The organism is Pseudomonas azotoformans (assembly GCF_900103345.1).
GTDB classification, from domain to species: domain Bacteria; phylum Pseudomonadota; class Gammaproteobacteria; order Pseudomonadales; family Pseudomonadaceae; genus Aquipseudomonas; species Aquipseudomonas azotoformans.
Window position 1 is genome coordinate 4,926,936 of sequence record NZ_LT629702.1, and the last position, 22,687, is coordinate 4,949,622.

A 22,687-nucleotide genomic window follows, 5' to 3' on the forward strand; every position below is an offset into this window, starting at 1 on the left:
AATATGGACGTTCGCCCTGTTACTGCCCTGAAAACCCTGAGCCAACGCGGCCTGGCCTTGATCCTGGCCAACGCGCTGTTCTGGCAGCCATTGCTGGCGAGCGCCGAAGGCATCGTGGTCAGTGGCCCCGGTACCACGGTCGGCCAGGCGGGCAACGGCGTGCCGGTGGTGAACATCGCCACCCCTAATGGCAGCGGCCTGTCCCACAACCAGTTCAAGGACTACAACGTCGGCCCCAACGGCGTGATCCTCAACAACGCCAACAGCATTGTGCAAAGCACACAACTGGGCGGGATCATTGTCGGCAACCCGAACCTCAAGGGCGGCGCGGCGAATGTCATCCTCAACGAAGTCAAAGGCGGCAGCCCCAGCCAATTGCGCGGCTACACCGAAGTGGCGGGCCAGTCGGCCAAGGTGATCGTCGCTAACCCTTACGGCATCAGCTGCAACGGTTGCGGCTTCATCAACACCCCCAACGTCACCCTGACCACCGGTAAACCGGTGATCGATCAGGCCGGGCAACTGAAAAGCTACCAGGTCGACGGCGGCGCCGTGACCATCGACGGCAAAGGCCTGAACGCGAGCAACGTCGACCGTTTCGAGATCATCACACGTTCGGCCAAGATCAATGCGCAGATCAACGCAAAACAACTCACGGTGATCGCCGGGCGCAATGACGTCGATGCCCAAAGCCTGGCAACCACCGCCCGTGCCGATGACGGCAGTGCCAAGCCGGAGCTGGCGATTGACTCGTCGGCCTTGGGCGGCATGTACGCCGGCGCGATCAAACTGGTGGGCACCGAAGCCGGTGTGGGCGTGAAGCTCGACGGTACGCTGGCCGCCAGTGGCGGCGACATTCAACTCGATGCCAACGGCCACCTGAGCATGGCCCAGGCCGCCGCCAGCGGTGCGGTGGACATCAAGGCCGCGAGCCTGGAGACCAAAGGTGCGGTCTACGCCGGCACCACCCTCAAGGCACAGACCAAGGGCACCCTGAAAAACAGCAAGACCCTCGCTGCACACGACAGCATCACCCTGGCCAGCAACGGCCAATTGACCAACAGCGGCATCATCGAAGCCGGGGTCAACCCTGACAACACGCGCAATGCCGGTGGCGACGTCAGCCTCGACAGCCAGCGCATCACCAACACCGGCACCGTGATCGCCAATCGCAGCCTCACCGCCACGGCGCAAAGCCTGGATAACCAGGGTGCGACCTTGAGCGCCAAGCAGGCGCTGAACATCACCGCCGCCAGTGTCGACAACCGCCACAAAGGTCGCCTGCTCAGCGACGGCGCACAGACCCTCACCGTCAGCGGCCTGCTGGACAACAGCCAGGGCGGCATCATCGACAGCAGCGGTGCGTTCACCCTCAACGGCAATAGCCTGGATAACAGCGCCGGTAGCCTGACCGGCGGCGGGGCGATCACCCTGGATCTGATCGGCGACCTGATCAACCGTAACGGCAAGCTGGCCAGCGCCGGGCCGTTGCTGATCCAGCGCGCTGCGCACATCAATAACCAGGGCGGCAAGCTCGCCAGCCAGGGTTTGCTGACCGTGTTCGCCAACAGCGTCGACAACCAGAACAACGGCACCCTGGCCGCCAACGATGGCCTGGTCCTGACCGCCAGCGGCCTGTTGCAGAACAGCGGCAATGGCCTGATCCACAGTGAAAACGCTGGCGTGACCATCACCGCCGGCACCCTCGACAACAACGGTGGCCGCATCGCCGCCAAAGCCGGTGATGCGCAGATTGACGCCACGGATTTCAACAACGGCAACGGCGCGCTGTTCGCCCGCGATCGTGTACACCTGACCGGTATGAATGTGGATAACGGCGGCGAGATTGCCGGCAACCGCATCGACGTCAGCCTCAATGGCGCACTGACCAACCGTGGCCTGATCGAAAGCGCCACGGCCCTCGATGTCGAGACCGCCAGCCTGAACAACAGCGGGCAAATGCGCGCCTTGGGCAGCAGCGGCAAGACCCGCTACGCCATCGGTGGCCTGCTCGACAACAGCGGTAGCCTGGAGACCGCCAACGACCAATTGAGCCTCGCCGCCGCCCGCTTCCAGAACACCGGCGGCAAGGTGTTGCACGTGGGCACCGGCGTGCTCGACCTCAGTGGCATCAGCCTCGATGACGTGGGTGGCAGCCTGGTCACCAACGGTGACCTGACCTTCGATAAAGCAAGCTGGACCAACAGCACCGCGATCCAGGCCGGGCGCCTGACCGTCAACGTGGATAACCTGCAACAGACCGCCACCGGCAAGCTGCTCGGCACCCGTGCCCTGGTCGGCAGCGGCCAGGACTGGACTGTGGGCGGCAGCGTCGCCAGCCAGGGCAGCCTGGATCTTTCGGTGGGCAACCTGCTCAACGACCACGGTTTGATCTTCAGCGGCGGCGACCTGAACCTCAAGGTCGACCGCCTGAAAAACCTCGGCGCCACGATCTACGCCATGGGCAACCTGCGCGTCGACCGCGACGGCCAGGGTGGCCTGGCCACCAGCATCATCAACAGCTCGGGCACCCTCGAGAGCGAGCGCAACCTGATCCTGGCCGCCAGCACGATCCAGAACGTCCGGACTGTGCTCACCACCGATTCCGGCATCTACAGCGCCTCCATCACGCCCACCGCCTGCATCTTTGGCGTGACCGGTGGCGACTGCGACGGCCCCAAGCAGAACCGCCCGTTCCTGATTACCCAGCGTGATCACTTTATCGTCACCCAGGCCACGGCAGCGTCCAGCATCACCTCGGGCGGCAACATGCTGCTCACCGGCGGCGAGCTGCTCAACAGCAGCAGTAGCATTGCCGCCGGTGGCGGTATGACCGTGCGCGTCGACCAACTGACCAACATTGGTTTGGTAACCCACGACACCCAATACGACCGTGTCTTTACCTCTGAACGCGAGCGTAAGCCGGGGGGCTGGTACCGCGAGGCAGCGGCTTTCACCCAGCGCTATTCGGCAGGCCAGGACATGACAGGCGTCGAAGCCGGCTTGGCTTCGTTCATCGGCAAAATGCAGACCGAAAAGACCGACCTGCGCAAAACCACCCAGTTGATGGTGCCCGACCAAAGCTACGCCGCCGTCATCCAGGCCGGCGGCAGCGTGGATGTGAAGGCCCAGGCCGGCATCGACAACAGCGTCGTGCGCGGTGGCTACACCTACGTCGGCAGCGGTGCCAACACCCATGCGCCGGGCTACTCGACCCTGGTCAGCCTCAACCCGCAACTGCCGCCGGACGTTGCCCAGCAACAGGTCAACCCACTGGGCCTGCCCGGCTTCGACCTGCCCACTGGCGAGAACGGCCTGTTCCACCTCAGCGACAGCGATGGCGCCAAAGGCCTGCCCACCAGCCAGTTCGCGGCCAACCCGCACAAGTACCTGATCGAAACCAACCCGCTGCTCACCGACATGCGCCAGTTCATGAGCTCGGACTACATGCTGAGCAAGCTCGGCTATGACCCCGACACCGCGCAAAAACGCCTCGGCGATGGCTTCTACGAACAGCGCCTGATCCAGCAAGCCGTGCTCGCTCGCACCGGCCAGCGTTTCATCGACGGCCAGACCAGCGATGCCGACCTGTTCAAGCACCTGATGGACAACGCCATCAGCAGCAAAAGCGCGCTGAATTTGTCCGTAGGCGTGAGCCTCACCGCCGAACAAGTCGCCGCCCTGACCCACGACATCGTGTGGCTGGAAAACGCCACCGTCGCCGGCCAACAAGTGCTGGTGCCGGTGCTGTACCTGGCCCAGGCCGGCAACCGCCTGGCGCCCAACGGCGCATTGATTTCCGGCACTGACGTCAACCTGATCACCGGCCGTAACCTCAACAACGCCGGCACCTTGCGTGCCACCGGCAGCCTGTTGGCGAACGCCGGCGGCAACCTCACCAACAGTGGGTTGATGGAAGCCGGTGGCCGCCTCGACCTGCTCAGCGCCAACAACCTGACCAACCGCGCAGGCGGTGTAATCAGCGCGGGCAACGTCAACCTCGCCGCCGGCGCCGACCTGCTCAACGAACGCAGCGTCACCACCCACGCAAGCGCCAGCAGCTACCGCACCGAACGCAGCGACTTCGTCGACAGCGCCGCGCGCATCGAATCGGCCAACGATTTGGTCATGCAGGCGGGCGGCAATTTCAACAACGTCGGCGGTGTGCTCAAGAGCGGTGCCGACACCACGGTCAAGGCCGTGGGCGACGTCAACATCACCGCCTCGAAAACCCTCGACAGCGGCGCCATCGGCAACCGTTCCAGCTTCACCACCATCGCCCAGCAAGGCTCCGTGGTCGACGCTGGCCGCGACTTGCATGTGATTGGCGGGCGCGACATCAGCGCCGTGGCCAGCCAGGTCGAGGCCAAGCGCGACGTCAACCTAATTGCCACCCGCGACCTCAACGCCGTTGCAGCGGCCAATGAGCAGCACTCCACGGGCAACACAAAAAAGGTCAAAAGCATCGAAGACCACGTGCAGCAAGTGTCCAGCGTGATCAAGGCCGGCGGCGACGCCACCCTGAGTGCCGGGCAGAACCTGCAACTGGTCGCCAGCCAAGTCAATGCTGGCAACGAGGCGTACCTGGTATCCGGCAAAAACCTTGAGCTCAAAGCCGCGCAAGACCAGGACTACAGCTTCTACAGCAAGACCAAGAAAACCTCCCAGGGCAAAAAATTCCGCCTGGATGAAACCGACGTCGTGAACAACGTTGGCAGCCTGGTCAGCGCGGGGACGAACAACACCGTCGTCGCTGGTGCGGACCTGCTGCTGGCCGGCAGTGCCGTTACCGCTGAAAAAGGCGCCACGCAACTGGTCGCCGGCCAGGACGTGAACATCCTCGCCGTCAGCAACGCCGACAGCGCCCGCCACGAACGTAAGGAAAGCAAAAGCAGCTGGGGTGGGCTCAAGTCGAGCAAGGTCCAGGACAAAGTCGACGAAAAACGCACCACCGCCCTGGGCAGCATGGTCTCCGGCGAAACCGTCACCGTCGCCGCCAAACGCGACGCCACCGTCACCGGTTCCAACCTGGTCAGCACCGGCGACCTCGCCGTCCAGGCCGGCCGCGACCTGACTGTCGACGCGGCGCAAAACACCTTCGCCCGCACCGACATGCACAAGGAAAAAAATCGCGACCTCACCGGCGTGCTGACCGGCAACAAGCTCGGTCTGGACGACATGACCGGCAACCAGAAGCTGTACATCAACAGCTCGAAGCACAACGGCACGGCCAATGAGATGACCTTGACCGGCAGCACCATTGGTTCGAGCGCGGGCAATGTGTCGCTGACGGCGGGGCGTGAGTTGAAGGTGGTGGCCAGTGATCTGGTGAGCACCAAGAACATGGAGTTGAGTGGGGCGAATGTCACCGTTACTTCGGGGATGGAGACGGCCAGTCAGACCAGTAAGGACAGTTCAAAAAGCTTGGCGGTTGGGCGTGTAGTTGCGGGCACTGTTGTCGATACCGCCCGTAGCATCCGCGACGCGGCCGAGGCCGCTCGCAGTGCCGACGACCCGCGTCTCAAGGCGGTGAAGATCGCCCAAGCGGCGCTGTCGATGTACAACCTCAATAACCAGGCCGGCGAACTCGCTAAGCAAAGCACCGGCTTCAAGGACAAAACCGGTGGCTCCGTCGGCAACGGTTCGTTCATCAAGATCGGCACCGAACTGGCCAATACCCGCACCAAAAACAGCAGCGAATACACGGCGCAGACCGCTCACCAGAGCAACCTCAACGCCGGGGGCAAACTGTCGATCATCGCTGCGGGCGATGCACCGGGCACTGTGGGTGACTTGACGATTACCGGCAGTACGTTGAAAGCCGACAGCACGTTGCTGTCCGCGAAAAACAACATCCTGATGCAGAGCGCACAGAACACCACCGACCGCAAAAACGACGGCTCACGCAACAGGACCGCTATCGGTGCAAGCTTCAACATCGGTGAGCAAAACGGTTTCACTATCGACCTCGGTGCCCAAACGGCCAAGAACCTTGGCTTGGGTGGCTCGGTTACCCAGGTCAACACCACGTTGGACACCGGCTCGCTGGTGCTGCGCAGCGGCCAGGACACCAGCCTGATCGGCGCGCAGGTACGCGCAGACCGTATCGATGCCAACATCGGCGGCAACCTCAACATTCTGTCGCGCCAGGACACCGAAACGTCCAAGAGCAAGCAGAACAGCGCGGGCTTCGGTGCGAGCATCTGCATTCCGCCGATCTGTTATGGCTCCCCAGTAACCGCGTCCGCGAACCTGGCGGCGTCGAAGATGAACAGCGACTACCAGGCGGTTACCGACCAGAGCGGCTTCTTTGCTGGCAAGGGTGGCTACACCATCGATGTGGCCAAAAACACCACCCTGCAAGGTGCGGTGATTGCTAGTGAAGCCACGGCCGACAAAAACCTGCTGCTCACCGACCGACTGCTGGTCAGCGACATCAAGAATAAGAGCGAGATCAAGAGCCAATCGGCCGGCGTCAGCGTCTCCGGCTCGTACAGTGGCGGCGCGAGTACCCTCACGCCGGGTGCCTTGTATGGAATGTCGCTGAACGATTCGGACCACAGCTATACGCGCAGTGCTGTCAGCGAAGGCACGATCGTAGTGCGCAACCCCGAAGGCGCCAACGACCTAGTTGGTTTGAACCGCGACACGGCTAATGCCAACCATCGCCTCGACAAGCCTGATGAAAAGGCCATGCAAGAGCGCATGGACCTGATCAAAAGCTCGATGGAGTTGACCAAGGGGATTGGCGATGCGATTGCTGCGGCCAGGATCAGGGCCGCCAACGACCCAAACAGTGACGTCAGTAAAGCTACGCGGCAGAAGCTGATTGAGGACGGTATCTCCAACCCGACACCGGAACAAGTCAGCCAGCGTGCCCAGCAGGATTATGGCGTTGGCAGCAGCTTCCAGAAGGCCAGCCAGGCAGTGACTGCCGTAGTGCAAGCGGCGATGGGTGGCAGCATCGGCGGGGCGATGGCGGGTGCTGCGGCGCCGTACATGGCGCAGATGATCAAGCAGAAGACCGAGGATGACCCGAACGCCAATCTGATGGCTCACGCAGTGTTGGGTGCAGTGCTGGCCCGGGCCGGTGGGAACTCGGCCCTGGCAGGGGCAGCCGGGGCCGTGGCGGCGGAGAAAACTGCACAGCTGATCAAAGAAAGTTTGTATGGCGGAGTCAGTAACGAAAACCTGTCCGAAGCGCAAAAGCAGACAATTTCCAGTCTCTCGACCTTGGCGGCTGGGCTCTCTGGATCGTTGGTTGGCAAGGACGCGCTGAATGCGGTGGCAGCGGCGCAGGTTGGGAAGAACGCGGTTGAAAATAACCAACTGAGCGCGAAAGATGTCGTTGATTTACAGAAGGAACTCGCAAACGCCAATAAGAAAGGCGAGCCAACAGACGCCATTTGGGAAAAATACAAAAAGCTGAGCGCTGAGAAGCGGGCAGAGATGTTGGCAGGCTGTGCGGGTAAGGTAGGGCTTTGCAGCGTCGGTTATCAGTCTGAATATGAGGGGGGGATACAGACGGCAGATAGTGTCAGTAGCTTGCGCTGGTACTTCGGCCTTTCTGAGGCAGACGCATCACGGTTGAAGGAGTTTGTCACCGAAGAAAACCAGAACGATATGGGGTTGTTGTACAACTCGCTGCCGGCCTGGGAGAAAGCGGTTTTAATTGGGAAGGAGGTGCTGACAGCTTCTGGCGGTTCGATAGGGCGTGATAAAACGTCTATTGCTTCGATTGTTGGGAAGGGTAAGGGAGGAGCAGGAGCTCAGGGGGGCGACCCAAAAGGTAAAGCGAAGATTCCAAAAAACGTAGAGGAAATATCAAATTCACCACAGGCTCCGATAATTCCGTCTGGATGGGTGAGTCGACCGGGGAAAAACGGTGGTGAAATCTACTATCCGCCAGGGACTGACCCCGCAAAAGGGGAGCATATACGGGTTATGCCGCCTGGATCATCATCTGTTTCAGGTTATGAGAATGGCTACTGGCGCTGGCAAAATTCAGGGAAGCAACCGATGAATCCTGCGACTGGGAAGCCGGGGATCGGTCAGGGGGACACGCATATCCCGCTTCCTCCTGATTCTCTACCGCCCGTTCGTCGCTGAAGGCTTATAGATTAACTTAGAGGTATGTATGAGCACTTTGCCAGATGATTTTGATTTTTCGCTGCTTTCTGGTTGTTATCTAGAAATGGTGTGTTTTGGAGTACGTGTTACAAGGTTTGACTTCTCAAGGCCGCAGACATTCGCAGGTGTATCGCCCTATAAAGTTTCGTTCTGCGTAGAATGTGGGTTGAAATATCAAATTGAAGACCTTATGGGCGAACGAGAATTTAATGACTCATCTACCAGTGCGCCTTTGTTAGATTTTTTATTAATGGATGTTAAGTCTGTTGAGGAAATCGAGACTAATACACTACAGATAACATTTTGCAAGGGAGCGAAAATCATCATCGAATCGGATGCTACAAATGGTTATGAGTCCTACTCGATTTATTTGAATTCCGGTGACGTCATCGTCGTCTGAACGGGTAAAAAAGGGAATTGCAGCAAATAAATTTGATGTCCAAAGAAGAAATATAGGGAGGCCACGGTTACATTAAGGGTGGTCTTCCCCCTATTTTTCCGAGCAAATTGAGAAAGATCTTTATCTTCGAGATACGGTGAAGGGTTATCAACCCAGATGGATATTTTTAGAAGCGCCCCCCCCCCCCGCAGAAAATCTTTCGAGACTGCTGGAATTGAACAAGATTGACGTGATTATTCATAATTAGTTTTGAGGTTGGGAAATAGGGGGCATGGGAAATAGGGGTCAGACCACGATTAGTGCACCAATGTATATTGGTGGTCTGACCCTGAGGGATCCCCACAAATTTACTCCAAGCTCTGCGCCTGATGATGCACCTCATCACGCAGAGCATGCTCCAATATTTCTAATTGCTTTCGGTCTCCGAGACCTGTGCAACTGCGCCAATACTCCAGGCCTAAACGCCACAGAGAAAGTACTCGCCGCTCCTTGAGGCTGTTGCTTTGATAACGCCGCTCCAATTGGTTCTCTCGTGCCTGCAACCCTGTTAAGAAGATCAGGTAGTTGGCCAAAGCGGCAATCAGCAACAACACTTCAATGCGCTTTGGACAGTGGCTTCGATGCAGGTTCAAGCCCCATCCCAGATGCTCACTTTTGACATCCCGAAAGCCTTCTTCGATCTGCATACGCCGCTTATAAATCGCGACGATTTTTGCTGGATTCCACTCGCTTTGCGACAAGTTACTGGCAAGCAACCACGGCTCGCGTTCACGTCTAGCGGACTGCCGGCTTAGTTTGCTTCTAGCGACTGAGCCTGTAACACGCTGGTGTTTGCGGCCCTTTGCTGAATGACGGACACAGTACAAATCGATGAAGTGAGGGGCGCTACTTGTCATCTCGACACGGCCTAACGATTTGGCCGATGAGGTGGCCAGAGCGTACAAATTCTTCACTGGTTGCCAGTCATTGTCTTCGCGACGATAAAGCTCACGATTTCGTATACGGGCCACGTAATACCAGCCCTGCGCTGCTACAGCCTTCATCCAGGGGCGCCGGAAACCTGCATCAGTGACCAGGACTGGAACGCACCCATCAGGCAGTAACTCAGCCAACGTTTTGAGCAGACGGCTTTGATATCTGGGGCAACTTTCGCGTTCATGAACGCTTTCATAAATAGAAAATGAACGTCCCGCAAACGGGACCGCAGCTCTTAACAAAAAAGCGTCGCCAGGCGCATCAATTCTCGACCAGTCGACCAAGATTAAAGGGTGCTTCAAGGAGCCCAGCAATGCCCGCAGCATCGCCCAGTAGAACAATGGCCGCTCCGCTCTCAGGTGTTGATTACCCAACAATCGGTCCACTCGCTTGATTGCATGTTTTGGATACGCTTGACCTGGCATAAAACGTCCGAGCGCAGTCAGCGTCAGGCGACGACCTCGTAGTAACGAACTGACACAACTCACCAGCGTTGTCAGACGGCGAGAATGGATTGAAGGCAGTGCTTGAGCGAGTGCTCTGTGTAAAAATCGGATGGCCTGCATGAGTTCGGGGGTCTTGTTTTTGTGTGGTGCAAACCAAGTTGCCGACTCATGCAGGCGTCTTCAATATTCCAACTTCTTGATTTTCGGTAAGAAAAATCGGGGATCCCTCAGGGCCAGACCGCATTTTGTACAAACCCGCACACGGGATCACAGTGATGGCACAATGCCTCATGTAACGCCACCCACTGCCGACACACTGGCGATGACCAGACGCATCAGGAAAAGGTGAACCGGCCGTCGTCGGCGTTTTCGAAACCGCCCCACCGCTACCCACAAGGAAGAAATACATGATCAAGTTGTTCTGCAAAGCCGCTGTTGCTCTGTCGCTGGCCACGCTGTTTGGCTGCTCCTCGACGCCGTCGGTGGAGAAGATGCAGGCCGATGTGGCGAACTATTCGTTGCCTAAGGCTGCTGTCGCCGATAAAGGCTTGGTGTATGTGGTGCGTCCGAGCAACGTGGGGATGATGGTTCGCTTCAACGTGTTCCTGGATGACAAGGAAGCCGACTCGGAGATGGGTTACAACCGCGGTAACCAGTACATCTATTTTTTCGTGACACCGGGCAAGCACGTGATCAGCTCCAAGGCTGAAAACTGGGCGGACATGCCGATTGATGTCAAGGCGGGTCAGGTGGTTTACCTCAAGCAGGAAGTCGACATGGGCTTCGCCATCGCACGCAACAGCCTCAAAGTGCTGAGCGACCTCGAAGGCCGTTACCTGGTCAAGGATGCGTCCCTGGGCACCGTAGCGAAAGAAAGCAAGTGAGTTGAACCGTTGAAGCCTGCCAGGCTCCAGGTCCGGCAGGCCGTCATTTTTCACCCTGCGCAAACGTTCAAGGACTGATGTGAAAAACCTCCTCTTCATCCTCTTTACCACCCTTATCCTCGGCGGCTGTGTCAGCCATCCCCTTACACCCGAACACCGCGCCCAGATCAAGACGGTCAAGGTGTTGCCGGTAAAGTGGGAGTCGCAACAGATGGTCTACATGGGCCGTGAGCAAGCCTGGGGCGCAGCATTGGGGGCCGGGCTTGGCGCGGGCGTTGGCATGGCCAGCGGTGCATCCAGGCTGGGCACGGCGGCGTTGAGCGGCGCAGGGTTTGCAGGTGGTATGAAACTTGGGCAGTTGGCCGAGATGCCGACGCCGGTAGCGATCCTTACGGTGATGGACGCTGAAAAAATCGATTTGGGCGTGTTGCTCAAACAAAGCTTTATCGATGCGTTGGGCAAGACCTCAACCCTCAAAGTGGTGGGTGACGACGAACCCGCCGATGCGCAGATCCAACTGACCGTGGCCGAGTGGGGCTTTCGCCTGACCCAAGGGTTCAGCAGTGTGGTGTACCCCACCCTCAATGTGCTGGCGCAGATGAATCGCGGCGATGAAATGGTCTGGCGCACCAGCGAGGCGGTCACGCCGTTCAATGGCCAGAACGTCTACGGCTACACGCCGCTCACCTATCGCACCGACCCCGAGGCGTTGCGCCGCGCGCTCACGGGGATTACGCAGATCTCCAGTGGGTATTTGGTGAAAGAGCTCAAATAAGCCAGCCCGTGCATTAATGCTGGACCGCCCCTGTTTCCCGATTCCACGGACGCATCACATGAAAAAGGCAATTGTTCTACTGGCAATCACCGGCCTCGTCACCGGGTGTCAAGCTTCCAGGCCGCCAAGCTCCTTTGAGCAGAGTCTGGCCAACGTTCAATGCATGCTGTCCGAGGGCGAGAAAAGCCCCACAGCCGATCAGGTTCAGTTCATTCGTCAAGCCAGCGATAACGGCAACGTGCGCTGTAAGACTGCGCTCGGTGGTTTGTACGAATCCGGTCGTGGTGGCGTGCCACAAGATTTTCCCAAGGCCAGATCGCTTTATGAGTCCGTCGCCGCCGTGGATGGCGTCGGTTACGAGAGGCTGGCGCGCATGGCCGAGGAGGGCCACGGGCAAGTGCGCAACGATGTGGAGGCGCGACGGCTTTATCAGTTGGCGCTGACCAACAGCGACAGCGATAAAAGCAAACTCGCCTTGGCCCGATTGATGGAAGAGGGGCGCGGTGGCCCGCAGGATTTGTTCGGGGCCATGATGTATTACGTGGAGGCCAGCCAGCATGCCGGCGATGTCGCCTGGAAGGGCCTTCAGCGCATTCGCGCGCAACGTCCGGTGCTGACGGCTGAACAGGTACAGCGCTACAACGAGGCCTGGGGTGACACCAGTCGCAAGAGCCTCAATCGTACGGCACTGGACATCGAGATTGCCTTGAACAAGCAAATCAAACGCGGCAGCGCGAGCAAGCCGGTGACGCTGCAAGTGCAAGGCCTGTCGGGTTCGAATGTGCCGAAAATCCTATTGATCGAAAGCTCGGGCAACGCCGAGGTAGACCAGGCCGTGGTCACCGCATTCGGTCAATACCGCATTCCTGCCGAGCCGCTATTGCCGGCAGGCCAGGACTCCTGGTCGTCCGAGCGGTCTCTCAAGGTCGGTTTGAATTGAAGGGCTGGAGCCCTGATGCCATAGCCCGTTCGAACTCAACACAGACCCAATCACCTTGAAGCCGGAGCAACACCACATGGATGCAAGCCCCCCCCTAAACGCCCGACCGTCCTGGCCAGCATCGGTCGTCGCCTGGCTGCACGTATCGTCGACTGCGCCATCGCAGTGCTGATCTTTTTCATCGTGAAGTTCAGCGCCGGTCTGCTGTCAGCCCACGTGCCTGCGGTCACCCCCAAGGCCGGTTTCCTCTCGGCCTTTTTTGCGGCCTTTGCCTACTTTTTGCTGGCCGACGCGCTGCCAAACGGCCAGAGCCTGGGCAAGCGCCTGTTGAGCATTGCCACCGTCGACCGCAAGACCCGTAAAGGTTGCAGCGTTTCGCAGTCGTTCACGCGCAACTCCGGCGCGCTGGTGGTCATCGATTGGGTGTGGATTTTCATGGAGTCGCGCACGCGCCTGGGCGATATGTTCGCCAAGACCATCGTGATCCAGACCGGCAACCTGACGAGCGTTCGCAGCCTCGCGGATATTTATGACAATGGCAGAGGGTAAGGACGTTATGAACGATTCAGTAGCGACTAAAGAAACCTGGGACCTCGCCAGCCCGTTCAGACGGTTACTCGGCTATTTCATCGATATGGCCGTGGTGTTGTTCCTGTTGTTTTTGAACAGAAGCCTGGGCTCTGTCTTTCTGGACGCCGCAGTAGGCTCGGCATTGCTCAATGGCCTGCACTACGCGCTGTTGTTCCTGGCCTTCGGGTACTGCTTGTTTTGCGATGCGTTGCCCAATGGCCAGAGCTTGGGTAAGCGTGTATGCCGCACGGCGGTAGTGGGGTACCCGTACCCCATGAACTGCACGCTGTTCCAGTCGTTCCTGCGCAATGCGCCGAAGTTGCTGTTCAGCGTATTGGACGGTCTTTTTGTGTTGTTCGGCATGCGTCGTCGTTTGGGCGATATGTTGGCCAAGACGGTTGTGATCAATAGGTAGGTAGGATGATGGCCCAGGGCCAGCATCTTTTGTTTTGCGGACAAGGCCTTAGCGTTGCTTACTGGGCTTGTCGGGCAAAACGCCAGTAACACGGCGCCGCTCGGGCTGTAAAACAGCTTGAGAACGCCTTTCAACTCCGTAGAATGCCGCGATTGTTTAAAGCACGATACTTTTCAGGGACGAATTCAGACATGCGCGTGTTTGCCGTATTTCTCGCCGCCTGCCTCATGGCGGGCTGTGCCTCCAAGCCGGATTACTACATCTCCCCGGCGCCAGTGACCATTCCCAAGACTGCGACCTACTGGCTCGACACCTTCGACGTAGAGGTGGTGGGCAAGAACGAACGCTTCCTGCCGGATGACAAAGTGCGCCAGCAACTCGGGGTTGATCTGGTCGACCGCCTGCTCAAGGCCAAGCGATACGCCACCAGCAAGGCTTCCGCCGATTACCTGCTCGATGTGAAAGTCGTCTACAAACGGCTCATCCAGGATACGCACGGCGCGCTCGTTAGCACGATCATCGAAGACAACAAGTACTTGGTCTCGGTTGATTTCAGCTATGAGGTCAAGGTCAAGAAAGGCGATACCGAAGTCCTGCATTTTGCGCAAACGCGCGAACGCCTCATGCCGAGTATGGGGCCGGGACAATGGCAACACTGGAAGACCGTTGGCGGTATTTTGACCCGTAGCGGCAACTCAAATGTCGAGGGGTTTTATACCGGTAATTTGAGCAGTTTCATCGCCACCGATCTCCGTAACATTCCATCCCGTTAGTTTCATCCGCTTTAACCGATTTATCACCCAGGAGCACCCTGTGAACACACTGTCCAAAATCCTGCTGTCCGGCCTCACCGCCGCAGCGCTGCTGACCGTGGCCGGTTGCGCCACGGAGAGCAACCGCGCGATGCCGGTGGAACAAGTCGCCAGCGCCAACGTCGCTTATTCCGGCGTACGCGTGCCAATCGCCGTGGGCAAGTTCGACAACCGCTCCAGCTACATGCGCGGCATCTTCTCCGACGGCGTCGACCGCCTCGGCGGCCAGGCCAAGACCATCCTGATCACCCACCTGCAGCAGACCAACCGCTTCAGCGTGCTGGACCGCGACAACATGGGCGAAATCTCCCAGGAAGCCGCGATCAAAGGCACCGTGCAGAAGCTCAAGGGCGCTGACTACGTAGTGACCGGCGACGTGACGGAGTTCGGCCGCAAGGAAACCGGCGACCGTCAGCTGTTCGGCATTCTCGGCCGTGGCAAGACCCAAGTGGCCTACGCCAAAGTCGCGTTGAATATCGTCAACATCAGCACCTCCGAAGTGGTGTATTCCACCCAGGGCGCCGGTGAATACGCGCTGTCCAACCGCGAAGTGGTCGGCTTCGGCGGTACCGCCAGCTACGACTCCACCCTCAATGGCAAGGTCCTCGACCTGGCCATGCGCGAAGCCATCAACCGCCTCGTCGACGGCATCAACGCCGGCGCCTGGAACCCGCGCAACTGATCAGCAGCACCTCAAGGAGCAGTACAAGGATGAGCAAGGCAGTCAAGTTGGCGCTGATGCTGACAGCAGTGGCGACGGTCGCCGGGTGCCAAACCGCGCCCCAGCCGTTGTATCAATGGGAAAGTTATCAGCCGCAGGTTTACGAATACTTTAAGGGTGAGCCCAAGGAAGCGCAGGTCGAGGCACTGGAGCGCGATCTGCAGAAGATCAATGCCAGCGGCCGCAAGGCCCCGCCGGGTTACCACGCCCACCTGGGCATGCTGTACCTGAGCATGGGCAAGGATGACCAGATGGTGCAGGAGTTCCGCACCGAGAAGGCGCTGTTCCCTGAATCCGCCTCGTACATGGACTTTCTGCTGAAAAACGCCAAGACCGGAGTCGCCACCAAATGAGCCTGTTGAAACTTACGGGCGCCTTGCTGGCCCTGGCCCTGCTCGGCGGTTGCGCAGCCCCCAAGACCATTGATTACACGGCGTACAAGCAGGCACGACCGAAGTCGATCCTGGTACTGCCGCCGCTCAATGAGTCGCCGGAAGTGCAGGCTTCCTACAGCCTGGTCTCGCAAGTGACCTACCCGTTGGCGGAAGCCGGCTACTACGTGCTGCCGATAGCCCTGGTGGATGAAACCTTCCGCCAGAACGGCCTCACCACGGCCAATGATATCCAGGCCCTGCCACCGACCAAGCTGCATGACATCTTCGGTGCGGACGCCGCGCTGTACATCACCGTCACCGAGTACGGCACCAAGTACATGCTGATCTCCAGTGACACCGCCGTGACGGCTTCGGCCAAACTGGTGGACCTGCGCACCGGCACCACCCTGTGGACCGGCTCGGCGCGGGCGTCCAGCGAAGAGGGCAACAACAACAGCGGCGGCCTCGTCGGCATGCTGATCACGGCGGCGGTCAAGCAGGTGATCAACAGCTCCACCGATGCGGCGCACCCGATTGCCGGTATCACCAGTGCGCGCCTGCTGTCACCGGGGCAACGCGCGGGGATCCTGTACGGTCCGCGTAACCCGAAGTACGGCACGGACTGATATCCGGATTCTGAGAGCACCACGGTCCAAATGTGGGAGGGGGCTTGCCCCCGATAGCGGTAGACCAGTCTGTACATGTTTGACTGACCCACCCCATCGGGGGCAAGCCCCCTCTCACAGTTGGACTGTGGTGTTATTTGAATCAGGGTTAACCCGAACATCCCGCACCTCGCGTCTGACCTTGTGAACGGATCATTTCATTCACGAGGTTCAGCCCATGTCCCACCCTCTGTTTTTCCTGCGTCCTGCTGCCCAAGGCTTTGCCGTTACCATGGTGGTGGCGTTGGCCGGTTGTGGGCTGTCCTCATCCCCTGAGCTGGCCAAGCCGGCTGAGCCCGTCGCCGAGCTGCAAAGCGCGTCACCCCAGGGTGCTTTGGTCAAACGCATGGCAATGCCTGCACCGATGCGTATGCAGGAGTCAGCCGCGATGGACTACCGCAGCGAACCCCGCGAGCAATACGAAAACCTGCCGGACAACCCGGTGCACCGCGTGGCTGAAACGCCGGTGTCCACCTTCAGCGTCGACGTCGATACCGGCAGCTACGCCAACGTCAGGCGTTTCCTCAACCAAGGCAGCCTGCCGCCCGAAGGCGCTGTGCGACTGGAGGAGATGGTCAACTATTTCCCCTACCAATACGCGCTGCCCACTGATGGCTCGCCTTTTGGCGTGACCACCGAAGTCGCCGCCACGCCGTGGAACCCGCATACCCAGTTGCTGCGCATCGGCATCAAGGCGTCCGACCGCGCCGTGGCGCAATTGGCGCCGGCCAACCTGGTGTTCCTGGTGGATGTGTCCGGCTCAATGGACCGCCGCGAAGGCTTGCCGCTGGTGAAAAGCACGCTGAAGTTGCTGGTGGATCAATTGCGCGACCAGGACCGCGTTTCGCTGGTGGTGTATGCCGGTGAATCCCGTGTGGTGCTCAAGCCCACCTCCGGGCGCGACAAGGCCAAGATCCGCAACGCCATCGACCAACTCACCGCCGGTGGCTCGACGGCGGGCGCGTCCGGTATCGAACTGGCCTACCAGATGGCCCGCGAAGGCTTTATCGACAAGGGTATCAACCGCATCCTGCTGGCCACCGACGGTGACTTCAACGTGGGCATCAGTGATTTCGACAGCCTCAAGCAAATGGCCGTCGAACAGCGCAAGAGCGGCGTGTCCCTCACCACCCTGGGCTTCGGTGTGGATAACTACAACGAACACCTGATGGAGCAACTGGCCGATGCCGGCGACGGTAACTATGCCTATATCGACAACCTGCGCGAAGCGCGCAAGGTGCTGGTGGATCAGCTTAGCTCGACCTTGGCCGTGGTCGCGCGGGATGTGAAGTTGCAGGTGGAATTCAACCCGGCGCGTGTCAGCGAATATCGCTTGCTTGGCTATGAAAACCGCGCCTTGAAGCGTGAGGATTTCAATAACGACAAGGTCGACGCCGGTGAGATTGGCGCAGGGCATACGGTCACGGCACTGTACGAAATTGTGCCGAAGGGCGAGAAGGGGTGGTTGGAGCCTCTGCGCTACACCACTGCGCCTGTGGCCGAGGATAAATCTGCAGAACTGGCGATGCTGCGCGTGCGCTACAAACCGGCTGCTGGCGGTGCCAGCCAACTGATCGAACGGCCGATCAGCCAGGAGCCCTCCAAAGCCAGTGACGACCTGCGCTTTGCGGCGGCAGTGGCTGCCTTTGCCCAACAGCTCAAGGGCGATGGCCGCTACACTGGCAACATGAGCCTGCAGGACACCGCCGCACTGGCCCGCTCGGCGCGGGGCGATGACCCGTTCGGCCTGCGCAACGAGTTCGTGCAGCTGGTGGAGTTGGCCCAAAGCCTGAAACCCTGATCACAGCCATGACAACAATCAAATGTGGGAGGGGGCTTGCCCCCGATGGCGGTGTATCAGTATCAAGTGTGCTACTGACCCACTGCTATCGGGGGCAAGCCCCCTCCCACAGTTAGACCAGCTTCGGCTGATAAAAAGGAGTTCGCCCCCTACATGGCTGTTCCAGATGATCTACCCAGCGACGAATCGCTGCTGGCCCGCTACCGCACCGGCGACAGCGCCGCGTTCGAAGCCTTGTACGCGCGGCACCGCCAGGGCCTGTACCGATTCCTTGTGTCCTTGAGCAACAAGGCCGAACTGGCCGAGGAAATCTACCAGGAGACCTGGCTCAGCCTGATCCGCAGCGCCACCCAGCCTCAAGGTCGTGCGAGTTTTCGCACCTGGCTGTTCCAGATCGCCCGCAACCGCCTGATCGACCACTGGCGCAAGCACGGCATCCACAACCCGTTGCACGACAGCTACGACGAACAACTGCACGCCCAGGCCGACGACAGCGCCGGCCCCGAGCAGCAACTGAGCCTGAGCCGCGACCAGGCGCGCCTCGACGCCGCGCTGCAAGACCTGCCCGAAGACCAGCGCGAAGTCTTCCTGCTGCGCCTGCACGGTGACCTTGAAGTGCCGCAAATCGCCGCCCTCACCAACGCCCCGCTGGAAACCGTGAAAAGCCGCCTGCGTTACGCCCAGCAGAAACTGCGCCGCCTGCTGGCCGAGGAGATACCCGCATGATCGACTCCCGAAACACTCCCGATTCCGACGACGAATTGCTCCAGCACTATCGTCAACACAGCCCGGTCGAGCCGCCGGCGTCCCTCGACGCCTTCATCCTCAACGCCGCCCGCCGCGAAGCCCCGGCGCCGCAGCCGAACCTGTGGCAACGCTGGCTGCAAGCCTGCCAACGGCCGCGCTGGCAGATGGCATTCGCCACCGTTGCAGGGTTGGCCCTGATGATCGGCGTGGTGATGCGCTCGCCCGTGCCGCAACCCGACATTTCCACCGCGACCTTCTCTGCGCTGCACGACGAAGCACCGCGTCCCGCTGCACCCGCGATGTCCGCGCCTGCCCCCGTCGCCCGAATGGCCGCCGCGCCCCAGGCAGAGAGCGCGCAAGTCATGGGTTCGATGGCGGATGAGTCCAGCGCCAAATTCAGCAAGCGTGCGCCGGTAACGTTGCAGGAGGCGTTACAGGAGATCGTGAACCTGCGCCTGGCGGGGCACACCAAGGCGGCGGATGAGCAACTGCTGGTATTGCATGAGCGTTTTCCGCAGGAGGATTTGCCAGCGCTGTTGGAGGCGTTGCAAAAGCACTAGATCGATAACCGCAAAAAAGCCCCAGGTCGAAAGAACTGGGGCTTTTTTGTGCCTGGCCGGGAAGCAAGCGCGTTTTGCTGCGGAGAATATCCCTAAGGTTATCTCACTGATTCGAATGATTTTTTTACGAAAATTTCGATGGAAGTAACCTTTTACGTACCGTTAATTAACCGTTACTCAACTGGTCACCGGCATGACGGCATATGCACTATCCCAGCAGCCCGTTGAAACAAGCCTACTGACCGGGCCTGCACGCAAAGAAGGAAAATACGAGGTTGTCCATGACCTCAAAACAATAACAAAACAATAAATGGCGAGGCATATACGATGACGATTCATCAACTCTGGGAATCAATTGTCGCGTTCTATGAACCGACACTGGAAATAATCAGCTTATGGGCCTTCGGGCTGCCTCTTTTCGTCACAGTGATCGCGGTGATGTTCATCCTGTCGCAAAAGTGGCAGGGGCCTCTGACCCTGCGTTCTCTAACTAATGCAGCCTTTCCCAAGGAGCAATACGACCACCCCTCATCGCGCGTGGATAGGTGGAACGGTATTATCCTGCTGATGCTCGGTTTTCCCCTTGTCGGTGTCATCGCCATCAATGGCATTGCCATCGCTGACAATGTTGGCGCTTATCTCACCACGGAGTTCGGCGCCCGGGATCCCGTGATCACGTCGACCTGGCTGCTCGTCTCTGTTCAGTTTCTAGTCTATTTCCTCAGTGTCGACTTCGTGGGGTATTGGGTGCATCGCTGGTGCCATACCAATGCACTGCTGTGGCATCTTCACAAACCTCACCATACCGCTGAAACACTTACGCCCTGGACGCTCTTCCGACAGCACCCCATCGAGTTCTTTGGCCTGAATATCATCCCGGCGATTTGCGGTGGCGCCTTCACCGGGTTGGTGCTGTTTGCAACGGGCAGCCCCATTCACCCTGGCACGGTGGCAGCAGTCACCACCACGGCCTATATAGCGTTCTTCGTCATAGATGTGTTTTCCCACGTCCACCTGCCCATCTCCTACGGGTGGCTGAACAGGATCGTTTTGGCGCCGGTCATGCACAACCTTCACCACAGTATGGAACCCCATCACTGGGACAAGAACAACGCCGTCGTACTGACGCTTTGGGATTGGATGTTCGGAACACTCTACCTGCCCAAAAAGGGTGAGTCCTGGCGTTGGGGATGCAATGACGAAGAATATGGCGCCAACAATCCGCACAACACCCTGAAGGGCTTCTATATCGATCCTTTCATCACACTTTGGCGTCACTTGAAGGAAGGCAAGAGTCCGAATCCATGAGGGCGCCGGACTGCTTGATAAACATCTCGAGCTTGAAGCACACCATGCAATCGCTGGCTCAATTCCCTGCAAGGAAATCAACATGGCACTGCAAGACAAACTTCATTGGCGCTATGCAACCAAAAGCTACAACGGCGACAAGGTGGCCCGGGAAAAGATCGACCCGATCCTGGAAGCCATACGCCTCGCCCCCAGCAGTTCGGGCCTGCAGCCGTTCAAAGTGTTGGTTATCACGAACCCCGAGTTGAAGGCACAGTTACAGCCGATCTGCGCTAACCAACAGCAAATTTCCCAAGCGTCCCACGTATTGATTTTTGCTGCGTGGGATGAATATACGCCTGAGCGGGTCAACGCATTTTTTGAATACAGCAATGGGATACGCAAGCTGCCTGCCAGTGTCACGGATGATTACCGGCTATCGCTGCTCGACTCTTTTGGCAGCATGAGCAAGGAGCAGCAGTATTTCCACGCGTCCAAGCAATGCTACATCGCCTTGGGGTTCGCGCTGCTGGCGGCGGCTGAACTGGGGGTCGATGCCACGCCCATGGAAGGGTTCGACAACCAGGCGGTGAATGCGTTGCTGAGGCTTCCCGAACAGGGGTTGAACAGTGCTGTTCTCTTGGCCTTGGGCTACCGCGATACCGATAGCGATTGGCTGGTAACCCTCGAAAAGGTCCGGCGCGACAAGGCGGACCTTTTCGTGGACATTGCGTAGGGTCTATCCCTGACCGCAGTGGCTATTGAGCTGCTGCTTCGGTCTTGAGAGGTCTCGGCCTGGCTTCGCCATTGCCAGGCGAGGCCCCTCTCGCACGCCACATCTGACCGACGTCGAGCGGGCGGGCGATCAGCAACTCTGCCGATACATTCGATGGACCAAATGTGCGCACCTCATACATCGCTTCGAAGGCTTCGCTGTTGCCGAGCTGGGTCTTCAAGCGACTCAGCTCGGCACTGTCCGACGCAATCTTTGCGGCCTCTACAAGTGCGGGATCCATAATGCCGGCAACCACGACGATGTGATTGCCTGCGGGGCCGGGAAAGCGCGCAACGTACGCGTAATCACGGCGCATGATTCTTTCCGTGGAGGGCTCGGCCCAATCAGATTGAAATTGCTCGCCGCTCGCCCGATCCACAAGGGTATCGCCGCTGGCCGACAGCGAAAAACCGGAAAGATCGAAGAACGGCTCACGCAGATCGCCAAGAGTGTCGAGTAAACCGACATAGACAATATCGTGGTCGCTCAGCATCTGATTGGTGAAACGTGACGTCGTCACATCCTTGATCAGGCTTGAGTTGCCGGACCTCGTCGCGGCCAGGATGGGCGTCACCGAAACCAGCGCCGATGCGAGTCCACTCGGCAAGTGATAGGCGTTCATATCGATATACTTTTGGCCGGCCCCAGGCATGCGCTGCTTGTACTGATTGAGAGCCTCGCTGGACGCGATGCTGGCGTCAGCGATCATCCGATGAATCGAACCGTCAGTGCCCTGTTCACCGAATACATAGAAATCGCCGGACACGATCAATAGCGGCGCTGGGCTATGCGTCAGACCACTCCAGAGAATGCTCTCGATACGCGAATCACTGGGTGGCTTGCCTGCCAACCAGAGCCAGCATAATGCGTTGAATGTGAGGAAAAGCGCAGCGCCGGCAAAATACCGCCAATCAAGGTCAAGGTAGCGTCGGCCCGCAGGGTCGGAATAGATGGCGTGCTCATCGGGAGCCGCGACGACCAGGCGATATTCGCCACGCGGCAGGACGAGCCGTTCGCCCCGCTCATCGGCGGGTGCGGCATCCAGCTTTTTGCGCAGCCGGTGAATATGCACACGAACCGTCGCATCTGCCGCCAGGTCCACACTGGTGGATCGACCAAACACGGCGAGTGCAATCTCGACCTCTTTGGTTGCGGTTGCCGTCAGTGATCGCTCGAGGAGAAACTCGAAAAGACGAATGACCTGCCGCGATTTACCGAGCGCACCACTCTTTAGAATTCTTTGCGCGTGCGCCGTGAGCCGATGTTCCTCGTCAATTTCCTGCGGCTTATCCATTTCACACCCTCACTGCGCCCGTTGCCATTGAAGACAGGGCCGATACCCTGGCGCTCCTCCAGAATACGGATGCGATGGACAATGGTCGCGAGGTATAAACCGGGGATACGGTTTAC

General features: G+C 59.1%; 18 protein-coding genes. 16 read left to right on the forward strand and 2 right to left on the reverse strand.

Annotated elements, in window-relative coordinates:
• Window positions 1–3: 3 nt before the first annotated feature.
• Both BLR69_RS22445 and BLR69_RS30820 read left to right on the forward strand, forming a co-directional pair.
• Window positions 4–8,109 (forward strand): two-partner secretion domain-containing protein, encoded by an 8,106-nt coding sequence (locus BLR69_RS22445; protein ID WP_232000931.1) that lies wholly within the window; start codon window positions 4–6, stop codon window positions 8,107–8,109.
• 28 nt (window positions 8,110–8,137) lie between these two features.
• The gene (locus tag BLR69_RS30820) at window positions 8,138–8,530 is read left to right on the forward strand and encodes a hypothetical protein (RefSeq protein WP_134434953.1); all 393 of its coding nucleotides are present in this window, start codon (window positions 8,138–8,140) and stop codon (window positions 8,528–8,530) included.
• 347 nt (window positions 8,531–8,877) lie between these two features.
• Here BLR69_RS30820 and BLR69_RS22455 read toward each other — a convergent pair whose 3' ends face one another.
• A complete protein-coding gene (locus BLR69_RS22455) occupies window positions 8,878–10,071 on the reverse strand; it encodes an IS4 family transposase (protein WP_071493223.1) in 1,194 nt (397 codons plus the stop codon).
• A 371-nt stretch (window positions 10,072–10,442) separates the two neighbouring features.
• On the opposite strand from BLR69_RS22455, the gene BLR69_RS22460 reads away from it, so the two are divergent.
• From BLR69_RS22460 to BLR69_RS22525, 14 genes are all read left to right on the forward strand, one after another.
• Window positions 10,443–10,835: a DUF2846 domain-containing protein gene (locus BLR69_RS22460; protein ID WP_170856112.1), complete on the forward strand. Its 393-nt coding sequence runs from the start codon at window positions 10,443–10,445 to the stop codon at window positions 10,833–10,835.
• A gap of 79 nt (window positions 10,836–10,914) precedes the next feature.
• Entirely contained in the window at window positions 10,915–11,610 is a 696-nt protein-coding gene (locus BLR69_RS22465) for a hypothetical protein (RefSeq protein WP_071493221.1), read from the forward strand.
• 163 nt (window positions 11,611–11,773) lie between these two features.
• Window positions 11,774–12,550 (forward strand): tetratricopeptide repeat protein, encoded by a 777-nt coding sequence (locus BLR69_RS22470; RefSeq protein WP_071493220.1) that lies wholly within the window; start codon window positions 11,774–11,776, stop codon window positions 12,548–12,550.
• Between the two features lie 120 nt (window positions 12,551–12,670).
• The gene (locus tag BLR69_RS22475; protein WP_269458239.1) at window positions 12,671–13,099 is read left to right on the forward strand and encodes an RDD family protein; all 429 of its coding nucleotides are present in this window, start codon (window positions 12,671–12,673) and stop codon (window positions 13,097–13,099) included.
• Window positions 13,100–13,106: 7 nt separating this feature from the next.
• Entirely contained in the window at window positions 13,107–13,535 is a 429-nt protein-coding gene (locus tag BLR69_RS22480; protein ID WP_071493218.1) for an RDD family protein, read from the forward strand.
• A gap of 191 nt (window positions 13,536–13,726) precedes the next feature.
• On the forward strand, window positions 13,727–14,308 hold the full coding sequence (locus tag BLR69_RS22485; protein ID WP_071493217.1) for a hypothetical protein: 582 nt from the start codon (window positions 13,727–13,729) through the stop codon (window positions 14,306–14,308).
• 40 nt (window positions 14,309–14,348) lie between these two features.
• Entirely contained in the window at window positions 14,349–15,029 is a 681-nt protein-coding gene (locus tag BLR69_RS22490; protein WP_058426355.1) for a CsgG/HfaB family protein, read from the forward strand.
• A gap of 29 nt (window positions 15,030–15,058) precedes the next feature.
• Window positions 15,059–15,421, forward strand: coding sequence for a DUF4810 domain-containing protein (locus BLR69_RS22495; RefSeq protein ID WP_025855472.1), 363 nt, complete (start codon window positions 15,059–15,061; stop codon window positions 15,419–15,421).
• Window positions 15,418–16,068, forward strand: a complete 651-nt coding sequence (locus tag BLR69_RS22500) for a DUF799 domain-containing protein (RefSeq protein WP_058426354.1) — start codon at window positions 15,418–15,420, stop codon at window positions 16,066–16,068. Before BLR69_RS22495 ends, BLR69_RS22500 begins: the two co-directional genes overlap by 4 nt.
• Before the next feature lie 217 nt (window positions 16,069–16,285).
• Window positions 16,286–17,908 (forward strand): vWA domain-containing protein, encoded by a 1,623-nt coding sequence (locus tag BLR69_RS22505; protein WP_071493216.1) that lies wholly within the window; start codon window positions 16,286–16,288, stop codon window positions 17,906–17,908.
• Between the two features lie 153 nt (window positions 17,909–18,061).
• Window positions 18,062–18,634 (forward strand): RNA polymerase sigma factor, encoded by a 573-nt coding sequence (locus BLR69_RS22510; protein ID WP_071493215.1) that lies wholly within the window; start codon window positions 18,062–18,064, stop codon window positions 18,632–18,634.
• The gene (locus tag BLR69_RS22515; protein ID WP_071493214.1) at window positions 18,631–19,215 is read left to right on the forward strand and encodes a hypothetical protein; all 585 of its coding nucleotides are present in this window, start codon (window positions 18,631–18,633) and stop codon (window positions 19,213–19,215) included. The genes BLR69_RS22510 and BLR69_RS22515 overlap by 4 nt, the downstream gene beginning before the upstream one ends.
• Window positions 19,216–19,542: 327 nt before the next feature.
• A complete protein-coding gene (locus tag BLR69_RS22520) occupies window positions 19,543–20,523 on the forward strand; it encodes a sterol desaturase family protein (protein WP_071493213.1) in 981 nt (326 codons plus the stop codon).
• A gap of 82 nt (window positions 20,524–20,605) precedes the next feature.
• Window positions 20,606–21,238, forward strand: coding sequence for a nitroreductase family protein (locus tag BLR69_RS22525; protein ID WP_071493212.1), 633 nt, complete (start codon window positions 20,606–20,608; stop codon window positions 21,236–21,238).
• 22 nt (window positions 21,239–21,260) lie between these two features.
• Here BLR69_RS22525 and BLR69_RS22530 read toward each other — a convergent pair whose 3' ends face one another.
• Window positions 21,261–22,571, reverse strand: a complete 1,311-nt coding sequence (locus BLR69_RS22530; protein ID WP_071493211.1) for a helix-turn-helix domain-containing protein — start codon at window positions 22,569–22,571, stop codon at window positions 21,261–21,263.
• Between the last annotated feature and the right edge of the window lie 116 nt (window positions 22,572–22,687).